At 67.0% G+C, this 11,513-nt stretch carries 9 protein-coding genes, 3 tRNA genes and 1 pseudogene; 4 read left to right on the top strand and 9 right to left on the bottom strand.

Translation table 11 applies throughout. From position 1 onward, the window contains the following. The 8 genes and pseudogenes from DK459_RS25395 to hisN form a co-directional block, all read right to left on the bottom strand. A pseudogene (locus DK459_RS25395) lies at window positions 1-82 on the bottom strand (elongation factor Tu); the annotation flags it as partial. 68 nt (window positions 83-150) lie between these two features. Beyond that, window positions 151-225: transfer RNA gene (locus DK459_RS25400), tRNA-Thr, on the bottom strand. Window positions 226-237: 12 nt separating this feature from the next. Next, window positions 238-311: transfer RNA gene (locus tag DK459_RS25405), tRNA-Gly, on the bottom strand. A gap of 150 nt (window positions 312-461) precedes the next feature. Further along, a tRNA-Tyr gene (locus DK459_RS25410) sits at window positions 462-548 on the bottom strand. A 113-nt stretch (window positions 549-661) separates the two neighbouring features. After that, window positions 662-1,825 (bottom strand): iron-containing alcohol dehydrogenase, encoded by a 1,164-nt coding sequence (locus DK459_RS25415; RefSeq protein WP_070541230.1) that lies wholly within the window; start codon window positions 1,823-1,825, stop codon window positions 662-664. 20 nt (window positions 1,826-1,845) lie between these two features. Beyond that, complete coding sequence (locus DK459_RS25420; protein ID WP_070541228.1) at window positions 1,846-3,237, bottom strand: aldehyde dehydrogenase family protein; 1,392 nt, start codon at window positions 3,235-3,237, stop codon at window positions 1,846-1,848. A gap of 43 nt (window positions 3,238-3,280) precedes the next feature. Beyond that, on the bottom strand, window positions 3,281-4,666 hold the full coding sequence (locus DK459_RS25425) for a glutamine synthetase family protein (protein WP_035184163.1): 1,386 nt from the start codon (window positions 4,664-4,666) through the stop codon (window positions 3,281-3,283). A gap of 64 nt (window positions 4,667-4,730) precedes the next feature. Continuing rightward, complete coding sequence (gene hisN / locus DK459_RS25430) at window positions 4,731-5,537, bottom strand: histidinol-phosphatase (protein WP_006389579.1); 807 nt, start codon at window positions 5,535-5,537, stop codon at window positions 4,731-4,733. 214 nt (window positions 5,538-5,751) lie between these two features. Between hisN and DK459_RS25435 the strand changes: the two genes are divergently transcribed. The 4 genes from DK459_RS25435 to DK459_RS25450 are packed head-to-tail and all read left to right on the top strand — an operon-like array spanning window position 5,752 to window position 10,322. Then, window positions 5,752-6,762: an ABC transporter substrate-binding protein gene (locus DK459_RS25435; RefSeq protein ID WP_020925801.1), complete on the top strand. Its 1,011-nt coding sequence runs from the start codon at window positions 5,752-5,754 to the stop codon at window positions 6,760-6,762. Window positions 6,763-6,813: 51 nt separating this feature from the next. Then, window positions 6,814-7,821 (top strand): ABC transporter ATP-binding protein, encoded by a 1,008-nt coding sequence (locus tag DK459_RS25440; protein ID WP_070541226.1) that lies wholly within the window; start codon window positions 6,814-6,816, stop codon window positions 7,819-7,821. A gap of 37 nt (window positions 7,822-7,858) precedes the next feature. Beyond that, the gene (locus DK459_RS25445) at window positions 7,859-9,541 is read left to right on the top strand and encodes an ABC transporter permease subunit (RefSeq protein WP_070541224.1); all 1,683 of its coding nucleotides are present in this window, start codon (window positions 7,859-7,861) and stop codon (window positions 9,539-9,541) included. Between the two features lie 19 nt (window positions 9,542-9,560). Beyond that, window positions 9,561-10,322 carry a DeoR/GlpR family DNA-binding transcription regulator gene (locus DK459_RS25450; RefSeq protein WP_070541222.1) on the top strand — a complete coding sequence of 254 codons (762 nt, stop codon included), beginning with the start codon at window positions 9,561-9,563 and terminating at the stop codon, window positions 10,320-10,322. 7 nt (window positions 10,323-10,329) lie between these two features. Here the strand turns inward: DK459_RS25450 and DK459_RS25455 are convergent, their stop codons facing one another. Next, window positions 10,330-11,331: a tripartite tricarboxylate transporter substrate binding protein gene (locus DK459_RS25455; protein WP_070541220.1), complete on the bottom strand. Its 1,002-nt coding sequence runs from the start codon at window positions 11,329-11,331 to the stop codon at window positions 10,330-10,332. Window positions 11,332-11,513: the final 182 nt, after the last annotated feature.

Genomic DNA, 11,513 nt, shown 5'->3' on the forward strand with positions numbered 1-11,513 from the left:
ACGTCGTTTTGCCGTGGTCAACGTGACCAATCGTACCCACGTTCACGTGCGGCTTGGTACGTTCAAACTTGCCTTTTGCCATGGCTGACTCCTGACCTGGATTGCGCTTTTGACTGAAGCTGCTGACTGAAGAAAAGACTTTGGAATTTGTGGTGCCCATGGCGCGGATCGAACGCGCGACCTCTCCCTTACCAAGGGAGTGCTCTACCACTGAGCCACATGGGCATGTGTACTGCTTGGAGCGGGTGAAGGGAATCGAACCCTCGTCGTAAGCTTGGAAGGCTTCTGCTCTACCATTGAGCTACACCCGCGGCTGTCCTTTCACCACCTCACTATCTATCCCAGACTTTCAAAACTAAGGCCTTGGAGAACCAGCCACCTTCGTTGCGAAGGCCGCCTAGTTCACTAGGCCTACATTTTAAAATCCAGGCAAACATCGCCTGGATTCAGGTTTGGGTCTCTGGTGGAGGAGGTTGGATTCGAACCAACGTAGGCGCAAGGCCAACAGATTTACAGTCTGCCCCCTTTAACCACTCGGGCACCCCTCCAGCGGAGAACTTGAGATTATGAACACTTTCAAATCCGCTGTCAAACGCCTGGGACGAAAAATATTCAAAACTTTCGTTCTGCCTGCCGCGTTTCCGCGCAGAGGGGGCGAAGCTTACAAGATTCCGCGAACGGCTGCACGAAAAAGTTCGGCGTACTGGTCTGGCGTGTAGGCGACGGGGTTGGTGCCGCCCGATGGATCCTCGCTGGCCATGCGCCCTACCCGCTCGGCTTGCGCCTCGTCAATGCCGATGTCGGCCAGGGTGTGCGGAATGCCGACGGTCTCGCGCAGGCCCAGCACCCAGTCGAGCACGGCGCCGGGGCCGTCATCCGGCAATCCCAGATAGCGCGCCAGCGCCTGCAGCCGCGGCGCCACCGCGTGCTGGTTGGCCTTGAGCACGTAGGGCATGAGGATGGCGTTGAGCATGCCATGATGGGCGTCGTACAGCGCCCCCAGCGGATGCGCCAGCGCGTGCATCGCGCCCAGGCCGCGCTGGAACGCGGTGGCGCCCATGCTGGAGGCCACCAGCATCTGCTGGCGCGCCTGCAGGTCGGCGCCATCGGCCACGGCCCGCGGCAGGTATTCCTTGATCATGCGCATGCCTTCCAGCGCGATGCCGGCGGCCATCGGATGGAAGAACGGCGAACAGTAGGCTTCGAGGTTGTGCGACAGCGCGTCCATGCCGGTCGCGGCGGTGATGCGCGGCGGCAGGCCGACGGTGAGTTCGGGATCGAGGATGACGATGGCGGGCAGCATGCGCGCGTGGAAGATGATGCGCTTGACCTGCGCCGCCTCGTCGGTGATGACGGAGGCGCGCCCCACTTCCGAGCCCGTGCCCGCGGTGGTCGGCACCGCCACCACCGGCGCCATGCCGGCCACGTTCACGCGCAGGTAGTTGTCGCCCACGTCTTCGAAGTCCCACAGCGGACGCTTCTGGCCGGCCATCAACGCGACGGCCTTGGCCGCGTCCAGCGCCGAGCCGCCGCCGAACGCGATGACGCCATCGTGGCGGCCTTCGCGATAGCGCGCCACGCCGTCGTCCACGTTCCTGCCGGTGGGGTTGCCCTTCACTTCGTGGAACAGGCCGCATTCGAGTCCGGCCTGGCGGCAGCCGCGCACCGCGTCGGCGATCATGGGCAGCGCGGCCAGGCCGGGATCGGTGACCAACAAGGGGCGCGCCATGCCGAGTTCGCGGCACCAGTCGGGCAACTCCTTGATGCGGCCGGGGCCCGCCTTGATGGCGGTGGGATAGTTCCAGTTGACGCTGGGGACGGTCATGTCGGCTCCTGGTCGCGCGCTCAGGCGTGGCGGCGCAGATGGAAGGATTTGGCCTGGGTGAGCTGTTCGTAGCCGACGCGCGACAGCGAAACGCCACGGCCGGTTTGCTTGACGCCGGTCCACGCCAGCGCGGGATCGAGGTAGTCGCAGCGGTTCATGAAGACGGTGCCCGTGCACAACTGGCGGCCAAGATGCAATGCGGCCTCTTCATCCTGCGTGAAGATGGCGGCGGTCAGGCCATAGGGGCTGTCGTTCATCAAGGCGACGGCCTCTTCGTCGCTGTCGACCGGCATCACGCCGACCACGGGGCCGAAGCATTCATCGTTCATCACGCGCATGCGGTGATCCACCTGCGTCAGCAGCGCCGGCGCCACGTACGGCGTGCCGGCGCGCGCGGCGGCGAAACGCGTAGCATCGACCAGGTTGCGGGCGCCGCGCGATTCGGCTTCGGCGATCACTTCGCGCACCTCGTCGGCCGCGCGCGTGCGCACCACCGGGCCGAGCGTGGTGTCCGGCTGCAGGGGATCGCCCAGCACGTACTCCTGGGTCAGCGCCGCGGCGCGATCGATGAAATCCTGGTAGCGGTCGCGCGCCACGTAGATGCGCTGGATGCCGCAGCAGGACTGGCCGGAATTGAAGAAGGCGCCGTCCACCAGCGTCTCGACCGCGTGCGCCAGGTTGGCGTCGGCGCGCACATACGCGGGGTCGTTGCCGCCCAGCTCCAGGCCCACGCCGATGAAGCGGCCGGCGGCGGCCTGCTCCACGCTCCAGCCGCCACGCACCGAACCGGTGAAGGACACGTAGCCGACCTCGGGCGCGCGGATCAGCCGCTGCGCGATGTCATGGTTCGCGTGCAGGTACTGGAACACGCCATGCGGCACGCCGGCCTCGCTGAAGGCGCGGCCGATAAGCTCGGCGCACAGCGGCGTCTGGTCCGAGTGCTTGAGGATCACGGTGTTGCCAGCCATCAGCGCCGGCACGATGCTGTTCACCGCCGTCAGCAACGGATAGTTCCACGGCGCGATGGTGAGCGCCACGCCGATCGGCTCGCGGCTGATGAAGCGCGTGAAACCCGCGATCTCCGGCACCTGGATCGGCGCCAGCGCCTCGGCGGCGATGCCGATCATGTGGCGCGCGCGCGCCTCGAAGCCATCCACTTCGCCAGGCGTGTAGCGCAAGGGGCGGCCCATCTGGATCGTGATGGCGCGCGCGATCTCGGCCTTGCCGGCGACGAAGCGCGTCACCGCATCGGACAGGATGCGGCCGCGCTGCTCGATGCCGAGCGCGCGCCACGCGCCCTGCGCGGCCTGCGCGTCGGCCAGCGCCTGCGCGACCTGCGCCTCGCTGGCGTAAGGGCGGCGCACGACTTCGCGGCCGTCGATGGGACTGATGGTGATGAGTTCCTGCGTCATGGCGACCCTGTGCATGCGTGGTGAAAAGATGAAGCGGCGGCGTTCAGATGATCTCGAAATAGCGAGCCAATTCCCAATCGGTGACGTGACGGCGGAACTGGCGTTCTTCCCATTCGCGCGTGGCGGCATAGTGCTCGACGAAGGCATCGCCGAACAGCTCGCGCGCGGCTTCGGACTGGCGCAGGCGCTGCGCCGCTTCCCACAACGTGGTGGGCAGGTGCAGGCGGTCGGGAAACTGCTGCGTGTAGGCGTTGCCCTGCACCATTGGTTCGGGTTCCAGGCCCTGCTCGATGCCATGCAGGCCAGAGGCCAACGCGGCGGACAGCGCCAGATAGGGATTGGCGTCGGCCGAGCCGATGCGCACCTCGACGCGCTGCGACTTGTCGCTGCCCGGGATGAGGCGCAGCGCGGTGGTGCGGTTCTCCATGCCCCAGGTGGCGTCCAGCGGCGCCCAGTAACCCGGCACCAGGCGCGAATAGCTGTTGATGGTCTGCGCGTACAGCGCCATGAATTCGGGCAGGTAGCGTTGCACGCCGGCCATGAAGGCGGCCTGCGTCGCGCTCATGCCGTGCGGGCGCGACTCGTCGTAGAAGGCCGAGCGGCCGCTGGTGCGGTCGCGTAGCGACAGGTGGATGTGGCCGCTCTGGCCGGGATGCTCGTGCGACCACTTCGCCATGAAGGTGGCCATCAGGCCGTTCTGCTGCGCCAGCGCCTTGGTGAAGGTCTTGAAGAGGAAGGCCTTGTCGCCGGCGGCGGCGGCCTGATCGACCGCGATGGCCGCCTCCAGCACGCCGGGACCGGTCTCGGTATGCAGGCCTTCGATCGGCATGTCCATGCGCTCGCACATGTCGAGCAGCTTGCGATAGAAATCGCCCTGCACGGTGCTGCGCAGCACCGAGTAGCCGAAGTTGCCGGGGGTCCAGTTCTCCATGTCGCGGTAGTGCTTGGCGCGCACCGAGTGCGGCGTCTCGCGGAACATGAAAAACTCGTATTCGAGCGCGGCGTAGACCTCGAAGCCCATGCCGGCGGCGCGATCCAGCGTGCGATGCAGCAGGCGGCGCGGGCAGATGTCGGCGGCGGGGCCTTCGAACTCGGCCAGGAACAGCAGCATGTCCTCGCCGCCGGGCCCCTGCTCCAGCGGCAGCCGGCGGCAGGTGCTGGGCACGATGCGCAGCTTGGCATCGGGATAGGCCGTGTGCCAGCCGGTGTACTTGGTGTTGTCGTAGAGCTGGTCGTCCAGGTCCCAGCCGAACACCACGTCGCAGAAAGCCAGCCCGCCGCGCAGCGCGGCCAGGAATTTGTCGCGCCTGACGTACTTGCCCAGCATGACGCCATCGACGTCGGACAGGCCGATCTTGATATGCGAGAGCGTGCTGGCCTGGACCAGCCGCTCCGCGTCTTCCACCGTTGCTACCCCTAGTGCATGCATGGCTCGTTCACCTTGTCGTGGCTGAAGCGTTGCGTTGACGTGCGGGGTCGCGGGGCGCGGTGTTTCAGGTCACGGCCGCCCCCAGCATCCGCATCGCCTCGCGATGCAGCTGCGGCGTGGCGGCCGCGATCACGCGGCCCTGCGACGCGAGGCCTAACGGCTGCCCCGACCAATCGGTAATGACGCCGCCCGCGCCTTCGATCACGGGCATCAGCGCCAGGTAGTCATACGGCTGCAGGCCGGCCTCGACCACCAGGTCGACGTGGCCGCTGGCCAGCAGGCCATAGCTGTAGCAATCGCCGCCATAGCGGCGCATGCGCACCGAGCGCGCCAGCGCGTCGAATGCGGCCAGATCGGCGCCTTCGAAGATGTCGGGCGAGGTGGCGTAGAGAATCGCCTGGTCCAGTTCGGTGCATTGACGGGTGCGGCAGGGCTCGCCATTCAGGCGCGCGGGCGAACCGGCGGCGCCGAGCCAGCGCTCGGCCATCATGGGAATGTCGATCAGGCCCAGCACCGGGCGGCCGCGGTGCAGCAGGCCCAGCAGCGTGCCCCACAGGGGATTGCCGGAAATGAACGCGCGGGTGCCGTCGATGGGGTCGAGCGACCACACCCACTCGGCCTCGGCATGGCTGGCGCCGTATTCCTCGCCGAAGATGCCGTGATCCGGATACTGGCGGGCGATGGCTTCGCGCAGCGCTTGCTCGACCTCGCGGTCGGCGCGGGTGACGGGACTTTCATCCGCCTTGGTCTCCACCATCAGGGGGTGGCGGAACCACTGGCGCGACAGGGGCCGGACCTGGTCCGCCAGCGTCTGGGCGAACGAGGAAAACGCGGCCAATTGCTGCGCGGTGGGCAGCGGCGAAGTTTGCATGACGAGCTCCGAGGCGTAACGCGGCGCGGAAAGACCCATGCGATTCGGGTTTTTCCAGTCTAGACACGTTGCCACAAATTTGCAAATATACCTAAAAACGCAACCCGGGAAACGCAACGTTTCCTCGCGCAACCCTACCGCCCCGCCCGCAGGTCGCCGTCCGCAGAAAAGCAGCTCATCGCCGTTGCCATGTATTCCTTTCCGGAGTCCCATCATGCAATGTAAGAAGAAGCTTGGTCTTGTGGTTGCAGTAATTTCCCTAGGTTTTGCCCAGGCCGTCCACGCCGGCGCGATCACCGTCTACACGGCGCTGGAGGAAGACGAGATTGCCGCCTACCTGAAGGCCGCCAACGCCGCCCTGCCCGACGTGAAGGTCAATGTGCTGCGCCTGTCCACCGGCGACCTGGGCGCTCGCCTGATCGCCGAGGCCGGCAATCCGCAGCAGGACGTGATCTGGGGCTTCGCGGTCAGCAACATGCTGGATCCGCGCCTGCAGAAGCTGCTGGAACCGTATGCGGCCAAGGGCATCGAAGCCCTGCCCGCGCAATACAAGGCCGCCGACAACAAATGGTTCGCCGCCACCGGCTACGTGGCCGCGTTCTGTGTCAACACCGACCGGCTCAAGTCCAGGAACCTGCCGATGCCGACCTCGTGGGAAGACCTGACCAAGCCGGTCTACAAGGGCGAGATCGTCATCCCCAGTCCGGCGGCATCCGGCACCGGTTATCTGCAGATCGTCGCGCTGCTGCAGGGCCTGGGCGCCGAGAAAGGCTGGGCGCTGCTCAAGGATCTGGACAAGAACGTGGCGCAGTACACGCCGTCGGGGTCGCGCCCCTGCAAGATGGCGCGCGCCGGCGAGTATGCGATCGGCGTGTCGTTCGCGTTCCCGGCGATGCAATCGATCGAGGAAGGCTTTCCGGTGAAGATGGTGATCCCGTCGAAATGGGTGGGCTATGAGCTGGAAGCCTCGGGCCTGATGAAGACCGCCAAGAATCCCGCGGACGCCAAGCGCTTCCTCGACTGGACGCTGTCGGCGCAGGCCGGCGGGCTGTACAGCAAGTACAAGGAGCTGGTGACGATTCCCGGCGCCGCCCCCAACAAGGCGGCCGAAGCCGCGGGCTTGCCCAAGGACCTGACCGCCGTGCTGTATCCGGTGGACTTCCAGAAATCGGCGGCGGAACGCGACGCCACCATCAAGACCTGGCAGGACACCATCAAACGCTGACGGCGCGCGCGGCCGGCGCCGCCGGCCGCCACGCCACCGCCTGGAGTGGCCATGTACCTGGAATTGCGCGGGATCCGCAAGACCTTCGACGGCGCGGTGGCGCTGGAAGGCATCGACCTGTCGGTGGGCGAACATGAATTCGTCTGCCTGCTCGGCCCCAGCGGCTGCGGCAAGACCACCCTGCTGCGCATCGTCGCCGGCCTGCTGCCGTTCGACAGCGGCACCATCACGCTGGGCGGACGCGACCTGTCGGCACTGCCGGCGCGCAAGCGCGGCTTCGGCATCGTGTTCCAGTCGTATTCGCTGTTTCCCAACATGACGGTGGCCGAGAACGTCGGCTACGGGTTGCGCATCCGCGGCGAGAGCCGCGAGCGCATCGACGCGCGAGTGCGTGAATTGCTGGCGCTGATCAAGCTGCCGGATTATGCACAGCGTTATCCCCATCAGTTGTCCGGCGGCCAGCAACAGCGCGTGGCGTTGGCTCGCGCGCTGGCGGTGGACCCGGCGCTGATCCTGCTGGACGAACCCTTGTCGGCGCTGGATGCGCGCGTGCGCACCGACATGCGCGCCGAGATCCACGAGGTGCAGCGCCGCCTGCGGATACCGACCATCATGGTGACGCACGACCAGGAGGAAGCGCTGACGCTGGCCGACAAGATCGTGTGCATGAATAACGGCCGCGTCGAGCAGGTGGGCTCGCCTTCCGATCTGTATCTGCGGCCGAGCACACGCTTCGTCGCCAACTTCGTCGGCCTGAGCAACTTGCTGCCGACCGACTGGGTGCGCGAGGCCATGCCGGCGCTGCTGGCGACCCGGCCCGATGGCGCCAGCGAGCGTTTCGAGGCCTGCCTGCGGCCGGAAAGCCTGCGCATCGCCGCCGACGAGCGCGGGCCGGGCCGGGTGCGAGAAATGACCTTCATGGGCAACCTGACGCGCGTGCGGGTGGACTGGCGAGGCCGCGAGTTGCTGGTCGAACAACAGGGTGCGGCGGGCTTGTCGCAGGGCGCGCCCGTGCGGCTGGACATGGCGCCGGAACAATGCGCCTGGGTTCGCGTATGACTGCGTCCGCCACGCCGGCACGCGCGGGAGTCCGAGCATGAATACGGTTCGTATCGGCGCCGCCGCGTCGTCCCGCGCCGGCCGCGCGTCCGTGTCGCTGGACCGGGTGCTGCTCTGGACCTGCGTCGGCATCCCGATGGCCGGGCTGGCATTGTTCTTCCTGTATCCATTGGCCACGGTCGGCTGGCGCAGCCTGGTGGAAAAGGACGGCGCTATCGGCCTGGGCAATTACGCCGACGTGTTCGCCACCCGCGGCATCCTGACCGCCACCGCCAACAGCCTGACGATGAGCGCGGCCACCACCGCCGTCAGCCTGCTGCTGGGCTTTGCCATCGCTTTCGGACTGGACCGCAGCCGCATGCGCGGCAAGGCGCTGGTGAAGCTGGCGCTGGTGCTGCCGCTGCTGGCGCCGTCGCTGGTGCAGGGGCTGGGGCTGATCTTCATCCTTGGACGCAACGGCCTGGTGCATCGCTGGACGGGCTGGGAATTCGACATCTACGGGTTCTGGGGCCTGCTGATCTCCAACGTGTTCTACGCCCTGCCCCAGGCCGTGCTGATCCTGCAGGCGGCGCTGCGCAACACCGATGCGCGCTATTACGACGCGGCCGAGGTGATGGGTGCGTCGAGCGCGCGGCAGTTCTTCGACATCACGCTGCCCAACTGCAAGTTCGGGCTGCTGAGCGCGGCGTTCGTAGTGTTCGTCATCACCATCACCGACTTCGGCAACGCAGCGGTGATCGGCGGCAACTACCGCGTGCTGGCCACCGAGATCTACAGCCAGGTGTCGGGGCAGATGAATTTCGGCATGGGCTCGGTGGTGGGCATTTTGCTGCTGCTGCCGTCGCTGATCTCGGTGCAGATCGAACGGGTGGCCTCGCAGCGCCAGTTCGGCGCCGCCTCGCCCAGCGGGCTGCGCGTCACGCCGCAGCCGGCGCGCGGCCGCGACCTGGCGTTCACGGCCGGCGTATTGCTGTGCGCCGGCGCCATCGTGGTGACGGTGGGCACGGTGGTGTTCGCCAGCTTCATGCGGCTGTGGCCCTATCGCATGGAATGGACCCTGAAGCACTACGACATCACCGTCAGCGGCGGCTATGCGCCGCTGTGGACTTCGCTGTACCTGTCGCTGGCGGCCGCGGCCGGCGGCGTGCTGCTGCTGTTCTTCCTGACCTTCGGCGTATGCCGCATCCCCCGCGCGTGGGCCAAGCTGGTCTACCTGGTGTCGGTGCTGCCGGTGGGCGTGCCGGGGCTGGTATTGGGGCTGTCCTACATCTTCGCCTTCAACTCGCCTTCCACGCCGCTGTACGCGCTATACGGCAGCGCCGCACTGATCGCGCTGTGCAACTTCTACCACTATCACACGCAAGGCTTCCTGACGATGATGACCGGCATGCGCGCGGTGCCGCAGGCGCTGGAGGAAGCGGTCAGCTGCCTGGGCGGCGGCACGTTGCACATCGTGCGCGATGCGGTGCTGCCGCAGATCGCCCCAACGGTGCTGGGCGTGTTCTTTTTCCTGTTCATGCGTTCCATGGTGACGCTGTCGGCGGTGATCTTCCTGGTCACGCCGTCGGTCAGTGTCGCGCCGGTTTCCGTACTGCGGCTGGACGAAGCCGGGTTCGTCTCGCAGGCCGCGGCCTATTCGACGCTTATCATGCTGGTCGTGGGTGGTTCGCTGCTGGCGATGCGCGCGTTGATCGCGCTGCCGGCGCGACGCCGCAAATAGAGATTAGGAAGCATCCGATATGTGGCAAGAAGAGCGGTATCAGAGAATCCGCGCCCTGCTGTCTTCCCTGCAGCAGGTATCGACCGACCGTATCGTCGGCGAACTGGGGGTATCGCGGGAGACCGTCCGGCGCGATCTGCTGGAGCTGGAGGCGATGGGCGAATTGCGCCGCGTGCATGGCGGTGCCGTGCCGGTACACAGCGAGCCGCCCATCACGGAACGCGTGCATACCCGCGTCAAGTACAAGCGCGCCATCGCGCGCGCCGCGGCCGGTTTGGTGACGAGCGGGCAGACGCTGTTCCTGGACGCCGGCAGCACCACCAGCATGCTGGCGGACGAGCTGGCCAAGCTGAGCGGCCTGACCCTCATCACCAATTCGTTCGACGTGGCGCTCAAGGTCGGCGCCGCCGGCAGCGGGGCCAATGAACTCATCATGCTGGGCGGATCGGTGGGCGGGCCGGTGTGCGCCACCGTCGGCGACATCACCATCGCCGAGATCCACCGCTACCGCGCCGACGTGGCGTTGCTGTCGCCGGTGGGCGTGGATGCCGAATGCGGCGCCACCAGCTACGACCTGCGCGAAGCCGAGGTGGCGCGCGCCATGGCGGCCAACGCCAAGCAGCGCATCCTGCTGGCCGACTTCAGCAAGATCGGCCTGTGCAGCCGGGTGTCGTACTGCGAGGTGAACCGCATCGATCACCTCGTCACCAACACCAATGCGCAGAAGCAGCCGGCCTTCGCGGCCCTGAAGAGCGCGGTCGGCAAGATGCTGGTGGTGTAGCGCCGCCTCAATCCACCGACACGCCCGCAACCTTCACCATGTCGGCCCAGTACGTGGTGTCCTGTTGCAGGCGCTTGCCGAACGCATCGGGCGCGCTGCCGACGGGCTGGCTGCCGCCGACCTGGATCTTGGCGATCACGTTGGGCGATTTCATGGCCTGCGCCACCGCTTGCGCCAGGTAGGCGATGCGCTCGGGCGGCGTGCCGGCCGGCGCGAACAGGCCGTACCAGTCGTCGGCCGTGATGCCGTCCATGCCGGATTGGGCAAGCGTGGGCGCGCCCTTGAAGATGCCGATGCCGTTCTCATGGCTCAGCGCAAGGATGCGCAGCTTGCCGGCCGCCACCATCGGCTCGGCCGAGGCCGGCGAAGTGATCAGCATGTCGACGGTGCCGCCCATCAGGTCGGTGATGGCGGGCGCGGCGCCGCGATACGGCACGTGCACCAGTTTCACGTTGGCCTTCTGCGACAGCAGCGCGCCCATCAGATGGCTCATGGTGCCGTTGCCGGGCGTGGCGTAGGTGATGACGCCGGGCTGCTTGCGCGCGGCGTCCAGGTAGTCGCCCAGCGACTTGTAGGCGCTTTCGCTGCGCGCCACCAGCACCAGCGGCGCCGAGGTGATCTGCGAGATCGGCACGAAGTCCTTGAGCGGATCGAAACCCACGTTCTTGTACAGGCGCGGGTTGACCGCCATGACGCTGGTCTGCGACATCACCAACGTATAGCCGTCGGGCTTGGCGCGCGACACCTGCGAAGTGCCGACGTTGCCGCCCGCGCCGGAACGGTTTTCCACCACCACGCTCTGGCCGGTGATCGCCCCGAGTTCCTGCGCGATCAGGCGCGCCACGCCATCGTTGCCGCCCCCGGGCGGGAACGGCGAGACCACGGTGATGGCCTGCTTGGGGTAGTCGGCCAGGGGCGCGGGCGCCTGGGCGTGGGCCTTCAGCCCCCACGCCAGGCAGGCCAGGGCGGCGGCGGTCTTGCAGGCATGTTGCAGCTGGTACTTGTTCATCGATATTTCCCCTTGTGATTGGCGGCCGGATACTCGGCCGTCCATTACATTTCGGTTCGCCATGAACCGTCCGCGCCCCGTCGGCGAAGCGCCGGGGCGTGCTGATCGGATGAAGCGTGTGGCGCGGCCACGGGGCAGTCAGCCCCGTTGGTCACCCCGCCGGGAAGCGATACGCGGCGCGT

It is taken from the genome of Achromobacter sp. RW408 (assembly GCF_003184165.1).
Lineage (GTDB): Bacteria > Pseudomonadota > Gammaproteobacteria > Burkholderiales > Burkholderiaceae_B > Achromobacter > Achromobacter xylosoxidans.